Raw genomic sequence first — 21,189 nt, 5'->3', positions numbered from 1 at the left:
GTACTGATACCAGGATAAAGTTTGAACTGTTTGCGCCGCGCGCCGTGCCCCATCTTGAGTTCAGAGCAGCATAAGGAGGCTCTGAACATGGAACTCAAAAACAAGACAGTGCTCGTCACCGGCTCGACGGACGGCGTCGGCCGCGTGATCGCCGAAAGGCTCGGGAGCGCCGGCGCCCACGTGTTGGTGCATGGCCGCGACGAAGGCCGGGGCGAGGATGTGGTGGCCGCCATCGAGGCAAAGGGTGGCAAGGCGGAATTTCTCGCCGCGGACCTCGCATCGCTTGCGGAGGTGCGCCGCCTTGCCGAAGCCGTGCGCGCCAGGACCGGCCGGCTCGACATTTTGATCAACAATGCCGGCGTCGGCACCGGCGGCGAAAGCGCAAGGCGGCAGGTGAGCGCCGACGGCTATGAGCTGCGCTTCGCCGTCAACTATCTCGCCGGCTTCCTGCTGACGTCGGAACTGCTGCCGTTGCTCAAGGCAAGCGCACCGGCGCGCATCGTCAATGTCGCCTCGGCCGGCCAGCAGGCGATCGACTTCGACGATGTCATGCTGACCCGCGGCTATAGCGGCGTGCGCGCCTATTGCCAGAGCAAGTTGGCGCAGATCCTGTTCACCCTCGACCTGGCCGAACGGCTCAAAGGCACCGGCGTCACCGTCAATGCGCTACACCCGGCAAGCTACATGGACACCACCATGGTCCGGCAGGCGGGCGTCACGCCGTGGAGTTCGGTCGAGACTGGTGCCGATGCCATCCTCAACCTCGCCGCATCGCCGGCGCTTGAGGGACGTAGCGGCTTCTATTTCGACGGCCAGCGGGAATCGCGCGCGGATGCCCAGGCCTATGACGAAAAGGCCCGCCGCCGGTTGCGGGACCTCAGCCTCGAACTGACCGGACAATCTTCTACGACATCCAGGGAACAGCATTCATGAATGGGACTATCGAACATTGCGTGATCATCGGCGGCTCGTCCGGCATCGGCCTTGCCACGGCCAAACGGCTGGTCAGCCCCACGATGAAAGTGACGATTACCGGCCGCAACGAGGAGAAGCTGAAGAGCGCCTGGAAGAGCCTTGGCGGCACTGTCGGCAAGGCTGCTTTTGATGCGACCAAGCCGGATGAGGTCCGGCATTTCTTCGACGGTCTCGGCCGGTTCGATCATCTCGTTCTCGCTGCGAGTGGCGGCAAGGGACTTGGGCCGTTCGCGACCCTCGACCTTGCCGACATCGGCAGCGGCGTCGACGAAAAAATCCGGCCGCAGCTGTCCTGTCTGCAGGCTGCTCTCCCGACCTTGAACAGGGCGGGATCGGTCACCTTCATTTCGGCCGTCTCGGCGCAGCTCGCGGTGCCCGGCGTTGCCGGCATCGGCGCCATCAACGGCATGCTTTTGACCGTCGCGCCGATCCTCGCGGTCGAGTTGAAGCCGCTGCGCGTCAATGTTGTGGCGCCGGGCGTCATCGACACGCCCTGGTGGGACTTTTTGCCGGGCGAGCAGCGACAGGCGGTCTTTGCCGAATATGCCGGCAAGACGCCGGTCGGTCGCATCGGCCGCGCCGAGGATGTCGCAGCGGCAATAGCCTTCCTGGTCTCCAACAGCTTCATGACCGGCCAGGTACTGACCTGCGACGGCGGGCTGCGCTTCGCCGCGTGAGCGGCGAATAGTTCAGTCGGAGATCAGGCCGGGCCAGAAGGCGAGCGTCATCAGCCCGGCAACGATCGCATACCAGACAACCATGTGGACCGTCTTCATGAGAGGGCGGCCCACCTCGCGCGCCCGCTTCGGGTGGAGAGGGTCATACATTACTTCGACCGCGGCGCCGATCGACCCGGTCGTTCCGTTGACCGGCAAATAGGAACTGAACTGCCAGGTCTTGCCCAGCCGGTCGACGAATTCGATGATCGGTGTGTCCGGGCCGTCATCCGACTTGTCGATGCCCACCACCTTGCCGCTGGCAACGGCGCCGCGCCGCCTGAGCATGATGTCGCCGTAGCTCTGCGCGCCGACGACCGCCAGGAAGAAGACGCCGCACAGGAAGCACCAGATTTGCATGTCATTTGGATGCCGGCCGAAGGCTTCCGCGATTGCGCGGAACGGAAACAGCGCCTGATGGAAGGCTTCCGAAACGCGCGCCCAGAATGCGGTCCAGCTCTGCTCCATGAACGCTCCAAGGGGCGAACCTATATTTGCCAATACAGGACGATCGCGACGGAGCGATTAACACTGAGCCATCAATTGCGCGGAATCCGCTAGTGGGCCATCAGGCATAGTGCGCGATCAGCGCCAGGAACCCGCCGGCCAAGGCAACATTGCCGACGAAGCCATTGATACGAGACGCGCGGTCCGGACCTTGATGGTCCCAGAAATTATGGAACATCGGTGTTGCGACGATGAGGAACAGAATCAGGCAGGCTGCCGCCAGCGCCGTCCATAAGCCGCCAATCACCAGCAGCCCGGCGGCGACTTGCAGGACGATGCCCAGCCACAATGCCGGGCCCGCCTGCGGCACGCCGCGAGCCGCCATCATCGGGATGAGCAGGTTCGTGTTCTGGATGTTGCGCAGGCCAGCAAAGACGAAGGCGCCGCCAAGCAGCAAGCGCGCGGCAAACAGAATCTCGTTCTGAAAATTGTCAAGCATGTCCCATTGATCTCGCAAATGAAAGCGCGCGAGCCACGACAGCCCGCGCGCCAGTCAAAACCTCAGGCAGCTTTCGCGGCCGGCATCGGATGGATGGCGTGGAAGGAGACGCAGAGCCGGTTCCAGGTGTTGATCATGCCGATCACCACCGTCAGCTTGACCAGCTCCTCCTCGGAGAAATGTTCGAGCGTCCTGGAATAGAGATCGTCCGGAACGCCGTTGTCGGAGATGTTCGTCACCTTCTCCGTCCAGGCGAGCGCGGCGCGCTCGCGCTCGGAAAACAGCGGCGATTCTTTCCAGGCGGCGACAAGATAAAGCCGGGTCTCGGTCTCGCCGTCGCGCCGCGCCTCACGGCTGTGCATCTCGACGCAATAGGAACAGCCATTGATTTGTGAGGCCCTGAGCTTGACGAGATGCATCAGGCTATCCTCCAGCCCGCACTCCTCGACCGCCTTGTTGAGCGCCATCACCGCCTTCATGATCTCCGGCGCCTTGGCGAAGAACTGTAGCCTCTGTTTCATTTCTCTTACCTTTCACACTTTGCTGGGTTGATTGGATTGATTTTTCTGCGGTCGCTGGTGGCGCTCGACGAAGGCGCAACTGGCAGAGACCGTGCGGGGATCGGCGTCGTTCATGAAATCGACGACGATGTCGGAGAGCTTTGCCTCGGCAAGCGCGGCGCGATAGGCGCGCTCGGCCTTGAGCATCGCGGCATTGATACCGCACGGCTTCACATAGGCGGAAGCGTCGAGCCTGACCGGGCCGCGCTGGCGGATTTCCCCGCAGCGGAAGGCAGGCTCTTTGCCTTCGACCGCAAGCACGATGTCGAGAAGCGTGATGCGCTCGGCCGATCGCGCCAGCCTGTAGCCGCCAGCCGGTCCCGGCACCGATTCCAGGATACGCGCCGCTGTGAGCTGATTGAGATGTTTCAACAGATAGCTCGGCGACAGGCCGAAGGCCTCGGCCATGGCGGCGCCCGACATGGTGCTGTTGCCGTCGACGCCGGCAAGCATGGCGGCGCAGTGGATCGCCGCTTCGACGCCTTCTCCGAGCTTCATGATTTGATGCTTCTATTCATGGATAACTTTTATCATGGATATTTTTTATCCGCAATAAGGAATTAAAAGCGGCGCCCGAAGGCGCTGCTTTTCGTTCGAATGCTGTTCCCTACTCCGCCGCCACCTTGGCCATCGGATTGTTCGGGTGCGTCGTCCAGTTGGCGTAGATCGGCGACACCGGCTTGCCGGTGCGCTGGTCAATCGAGCCTGCCGCCAGCGGCTCCATGGTGATGCAGCCTTCGACCGGACAGACATTGACGCAGAGGTTGCAGCCGACGCATTCGGCATCGATCACCTCGAAATGCCTCAAGCCGTCGACCATGCTGGTGATCGCCTGGTGCGAGGTGTCCTCGCAGGCGATGTGGCAGCGGCCGCATTTGATGCAGGCGTCCTGGTCGATATGCGCCTTGGCGACATAGTTGAGGTTGAGATACTGCCAGTCGGTGACGTTAGGCGTGGCGCGGCCGATGATGTCGGAGAGCGAGGCATGGCCTTTCTCCTCCATCCAGTTCTCCAGCCCAGCGATCATCTCCTGCACGATCTTGAAGCCATAGGTCATGGCCGCCGTGCAGACCTGCACGTTGCCGGCGCCGAGCGCCATGAATTCGGCGGCATCCCGCCAGGTGGTGATGCCGCCGATGCCGGAAATCGGCAGACCGTGCGTTTCCGGATCGCGTGCGATCTCGGCCACCATGTTCATGGCGATCGGCTTGACCGCCGGGCCGCAATAGCCGCCATGCGAGCCCTTGCCGTCGATGGTCGGCTGCGGCGCGAAACTGTCGAGATCGACGCCGGTGATCGAATTGATGGTGTTGATCAGCGACACCGCGTCGGTGCCGCCGGCCTTGGCCGCGCGGGCCGGCTTGCGGATGTCGGTGATGTTCGGCGTCAGCTTGGTGATAACCGGCATGCGCGTGTACTGCTTGCACCAGCGCACCACCATCTCGATATATTCCGGCACCTGGCCGACTGCCGAGCCCATGCCGCGCTCGCTCATGCCGTGCGGGCAGCCGAAATTGAGCTCGATGCCGTCGGCGCCGGTCTCCTCGACCAAGGGCAGGATCGCCTTCCAGCTCTCCTCCTCGCACGGCACCATGATCGAGGCGACCAGCGCCCGATCCGGCCAGTTCATCTTCACCTGCTTCATCTCGCGCAAATTGGTCTGCAGGTCGCGGTCGGTGATCAGCTCGATGTTGTTCAGGCCGAGCAGACGTCGGTCGGCGCCCCAGATCGCGCCGTAGCGCGGGCCGTTGACGTTGACGACCGGCGGGCCTTCTTCGCCCAGCGTCTTCCACACCACGCCGCCCCAGCCGGCCTTGAAGGCGCGCTCGACATTGTAGGCCTTGTCGGTCGGCGGCGCCGAAGCCAGCCAGAACGGGTTGGGCGACTTGATGCCGACGAAGGTGTTACGGATGTCTGCCATGCTCATGCCCTCCCGTTAGAGGTCAGTGCCCGGTGGATGGATTCGGCGGCGTCGCGACCCTGCGCCACGGCCGAGACCGTCAGGTCGTCGCCGCCGAAGATGCAGTCGCCGCCGGCCCAGACTTTTGTGAGCGAGGTGCGGCCTTCCGCGTCGACCTTGATGCGGCCGCCCTCGAGCTCGATCGAGGCAACGCTGCCGTTGAGCACCGCTGGCGCAAAACTCTGGCCGATCGCCTTGAACACCTGATCGGCGGCAAGCGTCAGCCGTTCGCCGGTGCCGGCGAGCTTGTCGCCATTGATCGCGGTATATTCGAGCTCGATGGCCGACACCTTACCGTTCTCGGCAATGACGCGCTTCGGCTGCAGCCAGTGGCGGATGGTGACGCCGTTGGCGGCGGCGAGATCCTGCTCGAAGCCGGAGGCGTTCATGTGCTCCTGCCCGCGCCGGTAGCAGATCGTCACCTCTTCGGCGCCGAGCAGCTTCGACTGAACGGCAGCGTCGATCGCCGTCATGCCGCCGCCGATGACGACGACCCGCCGGCCGACCGGCAGGCTGCCAAGATCGCTTGCCTGCCTGAGCTCGGCGATGAACTCGACGGCGTTGGCGACACCGTCCGCATCCTCGCCATCGGCGCTGAGCGCATTGATGCCGCCAAGCCCGAGGCCGAGGAACACCGCGTCGTAGTTGCGGATCAGGTCGGAGAGCTGGAAATCGCGGCCGAGCGCCTTGCCGTTCTGGATGTCGATGCCGCCGATCGAGGTGACATAGTCGACCTCGGCCTGGGCGAAATCGTCGACGCTCTTGTAAGCCGCGATGCCATATTCGTTGAGGCCCCCGGCTTTCGGCCGCGCCTCGAGGATGGTGACGTCATGACCGTGGCGGGCAAGACGATGCGCCGCCGCGAGACCCGAAGGCCCGGCGCCGACCACCGCGACCGTCTTTCCGGTCGGCTCGGCGCGCTTGTAGAACTGCTTGTTCTCGTCCATTGCGACGTCGGTGGCGTAGCGCTGCAGCCGGCCGATCTGCACCGGCTTGCCCTCGGCGACCTCGCGCACGCAGACCTCTTCGCACAGCGTCTCCGTCGGGCAGACGCGGGCGCACATGCCGCCAAGGATGTTCTGGTCGAAGATCGTCTTGGCCGAGCCCAGCGGATTGCCGGTCGCGATCTGCCGGATGAACATCGGAATGTCGATCGAGGTCGGGCAGGCATTCATGCACGGCGCGTCGTAGCAGAAGTAGCAGCGATCGGCCTCGACCAGCGCCTCGTGATGGTCGAGCGGCGGATGCAGATCGGAAAAATTGTCAGCATATTGCTCGGCCGACAACCGGCCGCCGGCAATGCCTTCGATGAAATGACCAGTCGCCATTCCAGTTCCCCTTGTTGTCGTTTTGGGGAAGGCTAGCACGTTTTATTTTTTTATCAATTGGTCAATTTTCGGGCAAGTCGCTGTATTGCTTGCATAAAAACATGATAATTGCAGTCATGTTACAGCCATCACAGGGACAGCGGCCGGCTCAGCGCTTTCAATCCTGGAAGGATGGATCGACCTGAGCTCGTCGGCGACGAGTTCCTGCAGCGGCCACAGATTGCGGTCATGGATGCCGAATTCTTCAAGGTGACTGACGGTGTTGTAGAGATACTCGGCGCCGGAACCGACATGGCCGCAGGCACGCGCCAGCACCCACGCCACCTTCTCCAGCGGCTGCCCTAGCGACGTGCCCCTGCCGGTCACGCCGACCCAGAAGCCCAGCGCCCGCAGCGATCCTTGCGCCGTGCGCACCGGAACCCAGCGGACCGAGCTGATGCTTTCATGGTCGTCGATCTCGCGCCGCAACAGTCTTTCGATCTAGGCGGGCTTCTCGCCATCCGGCAGGCGATAGATGACACCGTCGCAGCGCCCGCCGCGTTCGAGCGCCATCATCAGCCCCGGCTGCGCAGCGCTGCCTCTCCAGCGCACCAGATCAAGGCAGAAGGAGCGATGCCAGCCATAGGCCGAGGCTCGCCGTTGCTCGACGGATTCGAAGGCCGGCTTCCAGATCAGCGAGCCATAGGCGAACACCCAGAGCGGCCCCTCGTCGGCTTCGCCTGACAGGCGCAAGGCAAGCGCCCGGAAGTCGTTGTCGCTCAGTTGCGTCCAGGCTCCGCTCGGACCGGGATCGACCTCCTCCCGGTGGCACAGAGCGACAAGCTCAGGCGTGAGCGACATTCGACGCAACGGAAAACACAGCCCCTCTTTGACCGCAGCAAAGTCGAAAATCGCATGACGCGCAAGATCATGGTCCCCAGCGCCTTGCCGTCCTCGATTTCTGGTCCAGATGTCGGATTTCTGTCGCCGAGATCGTCCTAGGATGGATCGAACCGCGATCGCTGCCTGAACCGGTGAGGAGACCGACCATGCCGAATTCCCCCCAACCTTTCTTCTGGTACGAACTGATGACCACCGACCTCGACGCCGCCGAGGCCTTTTACACCGCCGTTGTCGGCTGGAGGGCCGAGCCCTTCGACAAGGCGCCGGGCATGCCCCGCTACATCGTGATGAACTCCAGCGTGCGCGGCGTCGGCGGGCTGATGACGATCCCGGAAGACGCCGCCAAGATGGGCATGCCGCCAGCCTGGCTCGGCTACATCTACACCAAGGACGTCGATGCCTCGACGAAGGCGTTGCAGGAGGCAGGAGGCGCCGTCCACCGCGCGCCCGATGACATTCCGGGCGTCGGCCGCTTCGCCGTCGTCGCCGATCCGCAGGGCGCGACCTTCATGTTCCTGCAGCCCAACCAGCCCGAACAGCCGCCGGTGCCCGCGACCACGCCTGGCCATGTCGGCTGGCATGAGCTCTACACCTCGGACTGGAAGGCCGCCTTCGACTTCTATTCCGGCCAGTTCGGCTGGGAAAGCGCCGGCCAGTTCGACATGGGCGAGATGGGCATCTACCAGACCTTCGGCGCCGGCCCTGAATCCGGCGGCGGCATGATGAACAAGCCGCCGCAAATACCGGTCCCGGTCTGGCTGTTCTATTTCAACGTCGACGCCATCGATGCCGCCGCCAAGCGTGTCGCCGACAATGGCGGCAAGGTGCTGATGGGACCGATGGAGGTGCCGAGCGCGCAATGGGTCGTCCAATGCCAGGACCCGCAAGGCGCGCATTTCGCGCTGCTGGCCTCCGTGCGGTAGCAACTGCCAATTTTCCATCATGGGGGTCGAGGAGCGGTCCGCGCAGCGGACGGGAAGCCACTTGCTTGCTTTCCGAACGACCAAGGCCGGCACGACAGCGGAGCGCGCTGTCCTGCCGGCCTTGTGCACCTCTTAGGCGTCACTCCGGCGTCAGTACCGCCACTTTGAGATCGGCCTTCTTGGCGCCGCTGAGCTGCACGGTGGCCGGACCGGCGGACAGCTTGAAGCGCACGCTCTTGCGAATTCCCGGGCAGGTCTTCACGCCGCTGAAAGCCGTCGACTTCACGGCATGGCCGTCCTGCACGATATCGATCCAGGCATCATCGGACAGGCTGAACTGGAGCTCGCCTTCAGGTGGTACGGTCACGCTTGCCGTGGCGCCGAACGTGCCGGCTGGCGGTGCGCGTTCCGGCGGCACTTCAAAGCTGATCGTGTCGACCGCCGCGAGTGTGAAATCCATCGCTTGCCCGACCGCCAGGGCAGCGCCGGACTGCGCGGCCGACGCTGACGGAAACAGGGCCTGCTCGCGTGCCACCGGCCATTTGAATGCATCACAACCGGCGTCGCCGGCCATGGCGAAACTCGTGCCTGCAAGGATTGCGAATAGGCTGATGACGACTTTTTTCATGGCAAAGGCAACCCTCATGGTTTGGTGTCTCTACATACCAATACAACCATAAGGACATGAATGCAACCATAGAGAGAAAAGATTAGGGGACCAGACTGGAACGATTTCCAATCACCGATTGTTGATGGCAGGCCAGGGGAAGTGAGTGGTCCATTACCGGACGATAATTTATGGCCGGTCCGGACGGGTAAAATGGAGTTTTAGATGAAGCTTTTCGAAGGCCTTGCCCAATACCGGCCGCAGGCGCTGGGCGTGCTGCGCATCGTGACGGCGCTGCAATTCATCGAGCACGGCACTCAGAAACTGTTCAATTTTCCCGTCGGCGAGCACGCCGGCGCCTTGACCGGTCTGCCGCTGGCGGCCGGCATCCTGGAATTCGCCGGTGGCATCCTGCTGGTGCTCGGGCTCTTCACCCGCCCGGTGGCGTTCCTGCTCTGCGGCGAGATGGCGATCGCCTATTTCATGGCGCACATGCCGCGCGACTTCTTCCCGGTCAACAATGGCGGCGATTCAGCGATCTCGTTCTGCTTCATCTTCCTCTATCTGATCTTTGCCGGCCCCGGCGCCTTCGCGCTCGACAACCGTCGCAGCGCTTGACCTTCGAGCGGATGCGCGCCTGGTTTCAGGCGCGCATCCGCTCGAAATTGGCGTCGAACAGAGGCGCCGGTTGGACCCGTGCCGGATGGCGCTTGCCGAGTATTTCGATCTCGAAGCCGTCCGGCCTGTCGGCGATCTCCTTCGGCACATAACCTATCGCGACCGATTTCTTCGAATGATGAGCGTAGCCGCCTGAGGTGACCCAGCCGCGCACGGCGCCGTCATGCCAGATCGCCTCGTCGCCAATGACATCGGCGTCGGTGGCCTCGACGATGAAGGCGCGCAGCCTGAGCTTGCCGCCTTGCTTGCGCTCGGCAAGCACCGCTTGCTTGCCGATGAAGTCGGCTTCCTTGCCATAGGCGACAAAACGGTCGAGCCCGGCCTCCAGCGGCCCATAGATCGGCCGGTATTCGCGCGCCCATGAGCCGAAGTTCTTCTCAAGCCTGAGCGCATTGAGCGCGCGCGAGCCAAACAGGCCGATGCCGAATTCCTCGCCTGCCTTGATCAGCGCCTGGTAAGCGGCGCGCTGATATTCCGGCGCCACCCAGATCTCGTAGCCGAGATCGCCGGTATAGCTGACGCGGCCGACCAGGCAGGGCGCCATGCCGATATCCATCCTGGCGACAGCCATGAAGGGGAATGCCGGGTTGGAGACATCGGCGCGGGTGACCTTGGCCAGCACCTCCCTCGCCTTCGGCCCGGCGATGGCGAGGCCTGTGAGTTTCTGCCCCAGCGCCTCGATGCGGACCGAGCCGTCCTCGGGCAGACGCGCCTCGAACCAACGCATGTGATATTGCTCCGCTACGCCGGAGCCGGCGATGAACCATTCGCCCTCTCCGACATTGGCGAGCGTGAAGTCGCCGATCAGCTTGCCGTCTTCCTTCAGCATCGGCGCCAGCGTCATGCGGCCGGGCTTGGGGAGCTTGCAGGCGAGCATGCGGTCGAGCCAGGCTGCCGCCCCCTCGCCCGTCACCTTGTATTTGGCGAAGCTTGAAATCTCCGACAGGCCGACGCCGTTGCGAACGGCGGCAACCTCCTTCGCGACATGATCGAAGTCGGTCGAACGCCGCCACGAGAACTCGTCCCTGACGCCTTCGGGCGCATACCAGAGCGGCACTTCCAGCCCATAGGCCACGCCCCACTGGGCGCCCTTGGCGGACAATGTGTCGTAGACCGGCGTCGTCTTCAGCGGCCGTCCAGCCGGCAGCTCCTCGTTGGGAAAGCGGATGGAGAAGCGCCGGGAATAATTCTCGCGCACTTTGGCGTTGGTATAGGCCATCGTCGCCCAGTCGCCGTAGCGCGCCACGTCCATCGCCCAGATGTCGGCGCCTGGGTCGCCCTCGATCATCCAGTTGGAGAGCGCCAGCCCAACGCCGCCGCCTTGCGAAAACCCTGCCATGACGCCGCAGGCGACCCAGAAGCCCGGCAGACCGCGCACCGGACCGACCAGCGGATTCCCGTCCGGCGCGAAGGTGAAGGGGCCGTTGATGATCTGCTTGATGCCGGCCTTCTGGAAGGCCGGGAAATGGCGGAAGCCGACCTCCAACGACGGCGCGATGCGGTCGATGTCCGGCTCCAGCAGTTCATGGCCGAAATTCCAAGGCGTCTGGAACTCGGACCAGACCTTGTTGGCCTTCTCATAGGTACCCATCAGCATGCCGCCGCGTTCCTGGCGGAGATAAAGCTCGCCGTCGAAGTCGACCGCATGGATGATCTCGGTGCCGGTCTTCTTGTTCCAGTCGGCGACCTCCGGCATGTCCTCGGTGATCAGGTACATGTGCTCCATGGCGAGCACCGGTAGCTCCAGCCCGACCATGCGGCCGACTTCGCGTGCCCAGAGCCCGCCGGCATTGACGACATGCTCGGTCACCACCTCGCCCTTGTTGGTGATGACGCGCCACAGGCCGTCCGGCCGGCGCACGATGTCCTCGACCTTGGTGAAGCGCTCCGCTTCCGCGCCCAATTTCCGCGCGGCCTTGGCATAGGCATGCGTGACGCCCGACGGATCGAGATGGCCGTCCTCCTTGTTGCGCACCGCGCCGACAAATTGTTTTGGGTCGATGAGCGGCATCAGCTCGGCCGCTTCCCTGGGCGAGATCACTTCGAGGTCGATGCCGAGATAGCGGCCCTTGGAGACCACGCCGCGCAGCCAGTCGAGCCGCGCCTCGGTTGCCGCCAACAAGACGCCGCCGGTCAGATGCACGCCCGTCGCCTGGCCGGAAAGCTCCTCGATCTCCTTGTAGAGCGAGATCGTGTATTTCTGCAGCTTGGCGACGTTGGGATCGCCGTTGATGGTGTGCATGCCGCCGGCCGCATGCCAGGTCGAGCCCGAGGTCAGCTCATCGCGCTCCAAAAGCACGACGTCGGTCCAGCCGTGGCGGGCAAGATGGAACAGCACCGAGCATCCGACGACACCGCCGCCGATGACCACGACCTTTGCATGCGACTTCATGGGTTCTTCTCGTTATTTCAGTGAGTTGAGAGATTGAAATGAATCAGATTGGCAAGCTGTTCCTTCACGGCTCGCCCTGCCCGATCGCTTCCTTGCGGCGCGCGATATAGGCTTCGAGCGCCTCGCGCACGCCAGGATCCATGGCCGGCTGGACATATTCCACCAGCGCCTTCTTCCACAGCCGCGTCGCACGCGCCGTCGTGTCCAGCGCGCCGGCCTCCTGCCAGGCTTCGTAATTCTGCCAGTTGGAAAGCATCGGCTGATAAAAGGCGGTGGCGTAGCGCTCCAGCGTATGCGGCGAGCCGAAGAAGTGGCCGCCGGTCGGCACGGCGCCCAGCGCCTCGACGGCCAGTTCGCCTTCATCGACCACGATCGGCCGCAGGAATTCCATCATGTGCTGCATCATCTCGACATCGATGATGAGCTTTTCGAACGAGGCTGTCAGCCCGCCCTCCTGCCAGCCGGCGGCGTGGTAGATGAGATTGCCGTGGCCGAGCACGGCGCCCCACAGCACCATCAGCGTCTCATAGGCGCCTTGCGCGTCGGCGGCGTTCGAGGCGGAGCCCGGCGTCGTGCGATATGGCAAATTATAGCGCCGCGCCAATTGCCCGGAGGCAATGTTGGCCTTGGTGTTTTCCGGCGTGCCGAAGGCCGGCGCGCCGGACTTCATGTCGACATTGGAGGTGAAGGCGCCATACATCACCGGCGCGCCTGGCCGAACCAGCTGCGTCAGCACAATGCCGAACAACGCCTCGGCATTCTGCTGCGCCAGCGCGCCGGCAAGCGTCACCGGGCTCATCGCTCCCATCAGCGTGAACGGCGTCACCGCCACCGACTGGCCGAACTCGGCCATGGTCATCAGCCCTTCGGCCATCATCTCGTCGAAGCGGCGCGGCGAGTTGACGGAAATGATTGTGGTGACGCCGGGATCCTGGCCGATCTGGTCGAGCGTCAAGCCACGCGCAATCGCCGTCATCTCGATGCCGTCAAGCGCCCTGCCCGGTCCGATCGCCGAGACATGGAAGCATTTGTCGGTTAGCGTCAGATTAGCGAAATAGGCGTCGAGATGGCGCGAGTTGGCCGGCAATTCGATCGGCGCGCAGACCTGGTTGCCCAGCATATGGATGCAGTTGAAATGTTGCGCCAGCCGGACGAGGTCTGAGTAGTCGGCGAGATTGCCGGCGCGGCGGCCGCGCTCCATATCGTGCACGTTGGGCGGTCCGGCGACCAGCGTGAAGTTGATGGTGTTGCCGCCGAGATGGATGGCACGGGCAGAGTTGCGTGGGGTGAGCGTGTAGCTGGCGCGCGTCGTCTTCAGCGCCTCATCGACCATGCCGCGGTCGAGGCGCACATTCATCGAGCTGTGATCGACTTTGGCGCCGGCGCGTTCGAACAGGGCGAGCGCCCTCTTGCTCATCACCTCGATGCCGAAATTTTCCAGGATATGCATCGACGCCTGATGAATGGCCTCGATCTGGTCGGCGGAAAGCACCGCCATCGGCGGGTAAGGATTCGTCACGCGCCTGAGCGGCAACTGCGGGATGGCGGACGGCCCCCGGTTGCTGGTTCGCTCGGCACCGCGTTTTCGTCTTGGTTCGGTCATGCGCGCATCAGAGCGCTGGCCGGGCGCGGTAGCTGTCAGGAATTCGCCATTTGCCGGCGTGATTTTAGCCACGGCGGCATTTTTTCAAATCGACGAAAAGATATACGACACATTCGGTCGAAATATCGATAGACCCATGATCGGCCTATCCCGGCCGGCGTTAAGGAAGCTCGAAAGACTCCTTTTATGATTTACGCCTATTCGTCTTCCGATGCGTAGGTCGAGTTTTAGTAAAATTGTCGCTGTCTCTGTGCTGCTGGCGCTTTCGGCCTGCGCGACGGCGCCCAGCCACATCAACAATGTCTGCGCCGTCTTCGACCAGAATGACGGCTGGTTCGACAACTGGCAGTCCGCCGCCGAGCGCACCGAGCAGAAATACGGCATTCCCGTCCCGGTGCTGATGGCGACGGTGCGCAAGGAATCCGGCTTCAAGAGCAATGCCCGGCCGCCACGCACCAAGCTGCTCGGCTTCATTCCGTGGAAGCATGTCTCCACCGCCGCGGGCTACTCGCAGGCGCTCGACGGCACCTGGTCGCAATATCAGATGGAGACCGGCAACTGGGCGGCGCGGCGCAGCCGCTTCGCCGACGCCATCGATTTCGTCGGCTGGTATCATTCCAAGACCGTCGACACTTTCGGCGTCGCTCGCAACGACACTTACAACCTCTATCTCGCTTATTATCTTGGCTGGTCGGCCTACGGCCGCGGCAATCGCGGTGACGCCGGCGTGCAGAACTACGCGCGCGCCACCGACCAGATGGCCAGCGACTACGCCACGCAGCTGCGGCAGTGCGGCAGCTGATGGCGGCGCGGAAGCGCGCTGCCCCTCAGAGCAATTCCAGGAAAAGTATGTAACGGTTTTCCGTCCGGAATTGCGTGAAACAAAGAGATAGAGTGGTTCGGCGTTTCCGTGGAACGGTCAACCACTCTAGTTCGGCTTCGGCTTGGGCTTCTTGCCGCTCGGACGCTTCGGCGGAGTACCGGCAAAGCCCGGCCCTGCGCCATGCGGCGCGTCATCCGGCACGCCCTCATGCGCCGCATGCTCCTTATCGAACTTGATGACCGGCTCCATCTTCGCCAGCACGTCGTCGGCAAGCCAGCACAGGCTCATATGGCCGTCGCCGAGATTCTTCACCGGCGGCACCTTCGTCTCGCAGAGATTGTCCGGCACCAGCTTCTTGTAGCCGCAGCGCGTCTGGAACGGGCAGCCGGTCGGCGGGTTCATCGCCGACGGGATGTCGCCCTCGAGCACGATGTGCTTCTTGACGACGCTGGTGTCGGCGATCGGAATCGCCGAGAGTAGCGCCTCCGTGTAGGGATGGTAAGGCGGCGAGAAGATCTGGTCCGTCGTGCCCTGCTCGACGATATAGCCGAGATACATGACGACGACGCGGTCGGCGATGTAGCGAACGACGGACAGATCGTGGCTGATGAACAGCATCGTCGTCTTGTTCTTGCGCTGGATATCCATCAAGAGCTCGGTCACCGCCGCCTGCACCGAGACGTCGAGCGCCGAGACCGGCTCGTCGGCCACCACCACCTTGGCATCGCCGGCGAAGGCGCGCGCCACGCCGATGCGCTGCTTCTGCCCGCCTGAGAGTTGGCGCGGCTTGCGGGTCTCGAAGGCTCGCGGCAGCTTCACCAGGTCGAGCAGTTCCAGCATGCGCTTGCGCCGCTCGGCGACCGTCTTGCCGACTTTGAACTTCTCCAGCGTGCGGATGATCTGCGAGCCGACCGTGTGGCTGGGGTTCAGAGTGTCGAACGGGTTTTGGAACACCATCTGGATCGAAGACACGGTCTCGACATTGCGGCTCTCGATACCGGTCGACTGGATCTCCTTGTTGCCCAGCGTCACCGTGCCCGAGCTTGCGGTCTCGAGCCCCAGAAGCACCTTGGCAAGCGTCGACTTCCCGCAGCCGGACTCGCCGACGATCGCGACCGTCTCGGATTCGCGCGCGGTGAACGAAATCGTCTCGTTGGCCTTGACGACGCGGCCTTCGCTGGAACCGAATACCTCGCTGCCGCCGACCTTGTAGTACTTCTTGAGGGCTTCGATCTTGAGCACCGGCGCGCCGGGCTCGACCTTTTCGTTGACCTTCTTGGCGCCGGGCGGCAGCGCTTCCCAGTCGATCTCGTTGAAGCGCACGCAGCGCGAGAAATGGCCCTCATGCCCTTCGACGGCGATCATCGGGATTTCCGCCGCGTTGCAGACGCCTTCGACGAAATGGTGGCAGCGGGGGCCGAAATTGCACCCTTTCGGCCGCTCGTGCGGCAATGGCAACTGCCCGGGAATGGAAATCAGCGGCCGCGAATTCTTGTCGGCACCGGGCAGCGGGATCGAGCGGAACAGCCCTTGTGTATACGGGTGGCGCATCCGGTCGAAGACGTCCTCGATCTTGCCGGTCTCGACCGCCTCGCCGGAATACATCACCGTGATCTTGTCGCAGGTCTCGAGGATGAGGCCGAGATTGTGCGACACGAAGATCATCGAGGTGCCGAACTTTTCGCCGAGCCCCTTGACCAGTTCGACGATGCCGGCCTCGACGGTGACGTCGAGCGCCGTCGTCGGCTCGTCGAGCAGGAGCAGCGCCGGCTTCGACAACAGCGCCATGGCAATGACGATACGCTGCTGCTGGCCGCCGGAAAGCTGGTGCGGATAGGAGCGCATCATGCGCTCCGGATCGGGCAGCCTCACCGCGCGTACCATTTCGAGGGCGCGTTTGTAGGCCTCTTCCTTCGACACCTTGTCGTGGATCAGCGGCACTTCCATCAATTGCTGACCGACCTTCATCGCCGGATTGAGGCTCGCCATCGGCTCCTGGTAGATCATGGCGATCTTGTTGCCGCGGATGGCGCGAAGCTCCTCCTCGGACAATTCGCCCATATCCTTGCCCTGGAACTTGATCTTGCCGCCCACGATCTTTCCGATATTGGAGAGGTCGCGCATGATGCCGAGCGACACGGTCGACTTGCCGCAGCCGGATTCGCCGACGATGCCCATCGCCTCGCCGGGCATGACGGTGCAGGAAAAGTCCATCACCGCCGGGATCTCGCCCTTGCGCGTGAAGAAGGAGATCGAGAGATTCTCGATCTCGATGATCGGCCCATTGGTCGGCTTGGCTGGATTTCGAACTGCCTCGTTCATGGGTCGCTCCAATCCTTAGTTTCTTATTTTAGCATGATCTTGTCCGAAACCGGGTGCCACTTTTTGCTACGCTGACCTTCGGTTCGGGATCATGCTCCGGGCAATTAGGGTCCTCTGGGCAAGTAGGGCCTGGGACCCCGCCATCAATCCTTCATCGACTGTTCGCGCAGCGAATCCGCCAAGAGATTCAGCCCGAGCACGAACGACATCAGCGCGATCGTCGGCGGCAGCGCAGGATGGATGAAGGAGCGCAGCAGGCGGCTGGCATCCTTGATCGCAGTGCCCCAGTCGGGACTTTCCGGCGCCAGGCCCAGGCCGAAATAGCCGAGCGTGCCGAGCAGGATCGTCGTGTAACCGATGCGCAGGCAGGCATCGACAATCAGCGGTCCGCGCGCATTGGGCAGGATTTCCCAAAGCATGATGTACCAGGGCGACTCACCGCGCGTCTGCGCTGCGGCCACATAGTCGCGCGTCTTGATGTCCATAGTCAGCCCGCGCACGATGCGGAACACGCCGGGGCTGGAAGCGAACACCACCGCCACGAAAATGTTGAGCTGGTTCGGATCTATGTGGACGATCTTCAGCGGGTCGGCGTCGAAGACGAGCCCGGCATAGATCCAGCCGCCGACGACGAGCGTGATGCCAAGCAGGATATAGAGCCGGTCCGGCCGGTTCTTGAAACGCGTCCAGAACAGCACGCTGAAGAAAATGATCGGGAACAGGAAGAACAACCCTGCCATGGCATAGGGGATCGGTGTGTCCATGATCCCGGGCGTCACCAGCAGGTAGAACAGGAGGATGACCGGGAAAGCCAGCACTAGGTTGGCGAGGAACGATAGCAACGTGTCGATCTTGCCGCCATAGTAGCCCGCCGGCAGGCCCAGCGTGATGCCGACCATCAGCGCGAAACCGGTCGCCGCCGGCGCGATGATCAGCACGATCTGGCTGCCATAAACCATGCGCGAGAAGACATCGCGCGCCAGCTTGTCGCCGCCGAAATAGTAGACGAGCTTCGATGTCGGCTCGATCGCGCCCGGCAGCGTGTCCTTCATGATCGACACTTGCGCCAGCGGATCGAAAGGCGAGATGGTCGAGGCGAAGATCGCCGTGAACAGCCAGAACAGGCAGATGCCGACGCCGGCAATGCCGACGCCGCTGTCGAAGAGCTGGCCGTAGAGGGCGAGCTTCTTCTTGTAGGCAAAGCTAACGCCCATCACCAGGACGAGCGCGATCCACACCGGCCAGAAACGCTCAAGCACACCGAGCACGACGTCGAAGGCGCTGATAAATTCGGTCTGCATCCGCCCTGCCCCCTATTGAACCCTGATACGCGGATTGAGAAACGCGTAGCCGACATCGGAGATGAGCTGCGTGATCAGCACGATGAACACCGAAACCAGCGAGCAGCCAAGCAAAAGGTCGATGTCGTTGTTTCCGGCGGCTTCGACCAGGGTGTAGCCGAACCCCTGATAGCGGAACATCACCTCGACGATGACGACGCCGGTCAGCAGCCACGGGAACTGCAGCATGATGACGGTGAACGGCGCGATCAGCGCGTTGCGCAGCGCATGCTTGACGACAACGCTGCCGAAGGAGAGGCCCTTCAGGCGCGCGGTGCGGATATATTGCTGCGTCATCACCTCGACCATCGAGGCTCGTGTCATGCGCGCGATATAGCCGGTGCCGTAGATGGCCAGCGTCATCACCGGAAGCGTGAAATTGTAGAAGGTGAGGCCTTGGCTCGCCGAGGCCGCCGAGCCGTTCAGCCAGCCGAGCCACGAGGCGAAGATGACGGTGAAGATGACGCCCGACACGTATTCGGGCGTCGCCGTCGAGGCGATCGAGGCGACCGACAGGGTCCGGTCGGTGCGCGAGCCTTCGCGCATGCCGGCAAGGATGCCGATGAGCAGCGAGATCGGCACCATCACCGCCAGCACCCAGAACATCAAAAGCCCCGTGGCGCCAAGCGCCGGAAAAAGCTTGGCCGCGACCGTCGTCTTGAACTTGGTCGAGCAGCCGAAATCACCCTGCAGGACACCCGAGAATTTCGGCTCGACCGGATCGTTGCAAAAAGAGAAGCGCTGCGCCGGCTTGCCCGTCGCCGGATCGATGATCGGCTGCTTGGGCAAGACACCTAGCCACTGCCCGTAGCGAACGAAGAAATTCTGGCGGTAGCCGTGGTTGACCAGCCAGTCCTCTAGCTGCTCGGCCGACGTATGCATTTCGGTCTGGCTGATCGCCAGCTTCTTCAGGTTCGGGTTGAGATTGATCAGAAAGAAGACGACCAACGTCAGGCACAGCATCGTCAATGCCATCGTGCCAAGACGCCTGAGGATGAAAGAAAGCATGGCGGCCCCTGCCGGTCTGGTTGGGGTTGGAGCCTGTCTGGAAACCAATCTGGCCGCCAGCGGCCAGGTTGCCTGTCAAACGGACCCTCGAATGCGATCAACCCTGTTTTTTCGTTGCATGCCGTTGCCGGAAAAGCCCACGCCCTTTGCGGCATCGGCTTCCGGTTCCGGCATTGTGCGGGGATTGAGGGGAAGGGGCAAGGCCCTTCCCCCACGGTTCGATCACGCCTGGTCGAGCCAGACCTTGCCGTAATCGCGCTCGAAGGTCGGGTGCATTTTGTAGTTCTGCACCGCTTTGACCGAGTGGCTGTAGAGCTTGCGCCAGTAAGGCTGGATGATGATGCCGGAATCCTGCAGGATCTGCTCGATGTCCTTCATCATCTCCTTGCGCTTGGCGGCGTCGGCGACGGCCAGCGCGGCGTTGAGCTTGGCGTCCCAATCGGGGTTCGACCACGCCGTCTCGTTCCAGGCCTCGCCGGAGCGGTAGCCGATCGCGAGCACCTGGACGCCAAGCGGACGCATGTTCCAGTTGGTCATGGACAGAGGATATTTGGTCCAGTCGTTCCAGAAGGTCGAGCCCGGCAGCACCGTGCGCTTCACCTTGATGCCGGCGTCGCGCATCTGCGCGGCGATCGCATCGCCGGTGTTCTTGTGCCAATCCTCGTCGACTGTGATCAGCTCATGCTCGAAGTCGGCCTTGCCGGCTTCCGCCAGCAGGGCCTTTGCCTTAGCGGGATCGCGCTTGATCTTCGGCAGTTCGAAATATTCCGGATGGATCTGGCACACGTGATGGTTCTCGGCCACCGTGCCGGCATTGCCGTAGCCAAGTTGCAGGACGACATTGTTGTCGACCGCGAGCTGCAGCGCGTTGCGGACCTTCTGGTTGTCATACGGCTTGTTGTTGACATTGGTGCGGCACACGATCGTCGAGGCCGTCACCACTTCCGACTTCACAAGGTCCATACCGTCGAGGATCGTCACATAGTCGGCCGACGTTTCGAAGTTGGTGTGGACTTCGCCAGCCTCGAAGGCGCTGACCATGGCACCCGGGTCGGTGCCGTAGTCGATGAACTCGATGCCGTCGAGGAATACCTCACCGTCCCACCATTTGTTGTCCTCGCGGCGCTTGTAGACCACTTTCTGGCCGACATCGTAGGAGACGAGCTCGAAGGGACCGGTGCCGATCGGGCAGGCTTTGAAATCGCCGCCCTTCTCGTCGAAGCTCTTGTGGACGATCAGGCCCGGGTAGTCGCACATGTTCGGGATCAGCGCGATGTCGGGCTTGCCGAGCTTGAGCTTGATGGTCATGTCGTCGACCTTGGTGACGGCGCTCTCGTCCAGCTTGTCGTCTTTGACCAAGGTGCCAAGACGACCGGGCATCGAATTGCCTTCGGCCTTCTTGTCGGCCCAGCGCTTGAGGTTGAAGATGACGTCATCGGCGGTAAAGGCATCGCCGTTCGACCAGGTCACGCCCTTGCGCACATGCAGGGTGTATTCGGTGGCGTCATCATTCACGTCCCAGCTTTCCAGCAGATAGGGGCGGAACGTGTATTCGGTTGTGTACTTGACCAGCGGCTCGAGCGCCTGGCGCTCGGCATTGGCGATTTCCGACCAGTCGGCCTTGCGCGGATCCTTCGGGTCCTTGATCCACTGCGCGACCTTCAGCGTGCCGCCCTTCTTGCCCTGCACGTCCTCGGCTCTCGCCGGGGTCGGATCAGCGAGGCCGAGCAGGCCATAGGCCATCGCCGTGGACGCCCCGAAGACGCTGGCCAAAGCCAGGAATTCGCGACGGTCGACCTTTCCTGCCTTGGCTTCTTCGGCCAGGGCTAGGATGTGGTCCGGAACGCGGTCACCGTTACTTTTATAGATTGCCATGACTAACTCCCATTGTTTGGCTTTCCGCCTTTTAACATTCCGCATCCAGACCGTGATGTCAAAAGACGGTGTGGAGTGGGAACATGCTAGGGAATGTGCAACTTTGGAATGAGGCCGGTTGGCGTGATAGCGACAGGCTTGACGCAAATTTGTTAGTGCACCGCACATTTCCCAAAAAATCGGCGGGGCGATTAAATCAAGACATTCTAGGCGGATAAGGGCTTCGCGCGCGCGGCAAAAGTCCTCTTGCG

18 protein-coding genes and 1 pseudogene are annotated in these 21,189 nt (G+C 62.7%); 5 read left to right on the top strand and 14 right to left on the bottom strand.

Annotated elements, in window-relative coordinates:
• Window positions 1–87: 87 nt before the first annotated feature.
• Both DH10_RS07490 and DH10_RS07485 read left to right on the top strand, forming a co-directional pair.
• Window positions 88–933, top strand: coding sequence for an SDR family oxidoreductase (locus DH10_RS07490; RefSeq protein ID WP_192243279.1), 846 nt, complete (start codon window positions 88–90; stop codon window positions 931–933).
• Window positions 930–1,652 (top strand): SDR family oxidoreductase, encoded by a 723-nt coding sequence (locus tag DH10_RS07485; protein ID WP_192243281.1) that lies wholly within the window; start codon window positions 930–932, stop codon window positions 1,650–1,652. The genes DH10_RS07490 and DH10_RS07485 overlap by 4 nt, the downstream gene beginning before the upstream one ends.
• A gap of 12 nt (window positions 1,653–1,664) precedes the next feature.
• Here DH10_RS07485 and DH10_RS07480 read toward each other — a convergent pair whose 3' ends face one another.
• The 7 genes and pseudogenes from DH10_RS07480 to DH10_RS07450 form a co-directional block, all read right to left on the bottom strand.
• Complete coding sequence (locus tag DH10_RS07480; protein WP_192384572.1) at window positions 1,665–2,159, bottom strand: DUF3592 domain-containing protein; 495 nt, start codon at window positions 2,157–2,159, stop codon at window positions 1,665–1,667.
• Window positions 2,160–2,259: 100 nt separating this feature from the next.
• Window positions 2,260–2,637: a DoxX family protein gene (locus DH10_RS07475; protein WP_192243285.1), complete on the bottom strand. Its 378-nt coding sequence runs from the start codon at window positions 2,635–2,637 to the stop codon at window positions 2,260–2,262.
• Between the two features lie 62 nt (window positions 2,638–2,699).
• Window positions 2,700–3,158 carry a carboxymuconolactone decarboxylase family protein gene (locus DH10_RS07470; RefSeq protein ID WP_192243287.1) on the bottom strand — a complete coding sequence of 153 codons (459 nt, stop codon included), beginning with the start codon at window positions 3,156–3,158 and terminating at the stop codon, window positions 2,700–2,702.
• Window positions 3,159–3,170: 12 nt separating this feature from the next.
• Window positions 3,171–3,695, bottom strand: coding sequence for an RrF2 family transcriptional regulator (locus DH10_RS07465; protein ID WP_192243289.1), 525 nt, complete (start codon window positions 3,693–3,695; stop codon window positions 3,171–3,173).
• A gap of 109 nt (window positions 3,696–3,804) precedes the next feature.
• Window positions 3,805–5,118, bottom strand: coding sequence for an NAD-dependent dihydropyrimidine dehydrogenase subunit PreA (preA, locus tag DH10_RS07460; RefSeq protein WP_192243291.1), 1,314 nt, complete (start codon window positions 5,116–5,118; stop codon window positions 3,805–3,807).
• A gap of 2 nt (window positions 5,119–5,120) precedes the next feature.
• Window positions 5,121–6,485 carry an NAD(P)-dependent oxidoreductase gene (locus tag DH10_RS07455; protein ID WP_192243293.1) on the bottom strand — a complete coding sequence of 455 codons (1,365 nt, stop codon included), beginning with the start codon at window positions 6,483–6,485 and terminating at the stop codon, window positions 5,121–5,123.
• A gap of 114 nt (window positions 6,486–6,599) precedes the next feature.
• A pseudogene (locus DH10_RS07450) lies at window positions 6,600–7,334 on the bottom strand (gamma-glutamylcyclotransferase).
• A 179-nt stretch (window positions 7,335–7,513) separates the two neighbouring features.
• Between DH10_RS07450 and DH10_RS07445 the strand changes: the two are divergent.
• Window positions 7,514–8,290, top strand: a complete 777-nt coding sequence (locus tag DH10_RS07445; RefSeq protein WP_192243295.1) for a VOC family protein — start codon at window positions 7,514–7,516, stop codon at window positions 8,288–8,290.
• Between the two features lie 139 nt (window positions 8,291–8,429).
• On the opposite strand, the gene DH10_RS07440 is transcribed toward DH10_RS07445, so the two are convergent.
• Window positions 8,430–8,936 (bottom strand): hypothetical protein, encoded by a 507-nt coding sequence (locus DH10_RS07440; protein ID WP_192243297.1) that lies wholly within the window; start codon window positions 8,934–8,936, stop codon window positions 8,430–8,432.
• Window positions 8,937–9,122: 186 nt separating this feature from the next.
• On the opposite strand from DH10_RS07440, the gene DH10_RS07435 reads away from it, so the two are divergent.
• The gene (locus DH10_RS07435; protein WP_192243299.1) at window positions 9,123–9,515 is read left to right on the top strand and encodes a DoxX family protein; all 393 of its coding nucleotides are present in this window, start codon (window positions 9,123–9,125) and stop codon (window positions 9,513–9,515) included.
• A 25-nt stretch (window positions 9,516–9,540) separates the two neighbouring features.
• On the opposite strand, the gene DH10_RS07430 is transcribed toward DH10_RS07435, so the two are convergent.
• The gene (locus tag DH10_RS07430) at window positions 9,541–11,967 is read right to left on the bottom strand and encodes a GcvT family protein (protein WP_192243301.1); all 2,427 of its coding nucleotides are present in this window, start codon (window positions 11,965–11,967) and stop codon (window positions 9,541–9,543) included.
• Between the two features lie 64 nt (window positions 11,968–12,031).
• Window positions 12,032–13,570, bottom strand: coding sequence for a trimethylamine methyltransferase family protein (locus tag DH10_RS07425; protein ID WP_192243303.1), 1,539 nt, complete (start codon window positions 13,568–13,570; stop codon window positions 12,032–12,034).
• A gap of 211 nt (window positions 13,571–13,781) precedes the next feature.
• Here DH10_RS07425 and DH10_RS07420 point away from each other — a divergent pair, with 211 nt between their 5' ends.
• On the top strand, window positions 13,782–14,372 hold the full coding sequence (locus DH10_RS07420; protein WP_192243305.1) for a transglycosylase SLT domain-containing protein: 591 nt from the start codon (window positions 13,782–13,784) through the stop codon (window positions 14,370–14,372).
• Window positions 14,373–14,498: 126 nt separating this feature from the next.
• Here the strand turns inward: DH10_RS07420 and DH10_RS07415 are convergent, their stop codons facing one another.
• The 4 genes from DH10_RS07415 to DH10_RS07400 all read right to left on the bottom strand — a co-directional run bounded on the left by DH10_RS07415 (window position 14,499) and on the right by DH10_RS07400 (window position 20,938).
• Window positions 14,499–16,715, bottom strand: a complete 2,217-nt coding sequence (locus DH10_RS07415) for a dipeptide ABC transporter ATP-binding protein (RefSeq protein ID WP_192243307.1) — start codon at window positions 16,713–16,715, stop codon at window positions 14,499–14,501.
• Between the two features lie 143 nt (window positions 16,716–16,858).
• Window positions 16,859–18,016, bottom strand: a complete 1,158-nt coding sequence (locus tag DH10_RS07410; protein ID WP_192243309.1) for an ABC transporter permease — start codon at window positions 18,014–18,016, stop codon at window positions 16,859–16,861.
• A 12-nt stretch (window positions 18,017–18,028) separates the two neighbouring features.
• On the bottom strand, window positions 18,029–19,063 hold the full coding sequence (locus DH10_RS07405; RefSeq protein ID WP_192243311.1) for an ABC transporter permease: 1,035 nt from the start codon (window positions 19,061–19,063) through the stop codon (window positions 18,029–18,031).
• A 222-nt stretch (window positions 19,064–19,285) separates the two neighbouring features.
• Window positions 19,286–20,938 (bottom strand): ABC transporter substrate-binding protein, encoded by a 1,653-nt coding sequence (locus tag DH10_RS07400; protein WP_192243313.1) that lies wholly within the window; start codon window positions 20,936–20,938, stop codon window positions 19,286–19,288.
• Window positions 20,939–21,189: the final 251 nt, after the last annotated feature.

Source organism: Mesorhizobium silamurunense, from assembly GCF_014843825.1.
Taxonomy (GTDB): Bacteria; Pseudomonadota; Alphaproteobacteria; order Rhizobiales; family Rhizobiaceae; genus Mesorhizobium; species Mesorhizobium silamurunense.
This window is presented reverse-complemented; position numbering and strand designations above follow the sequence as displayed.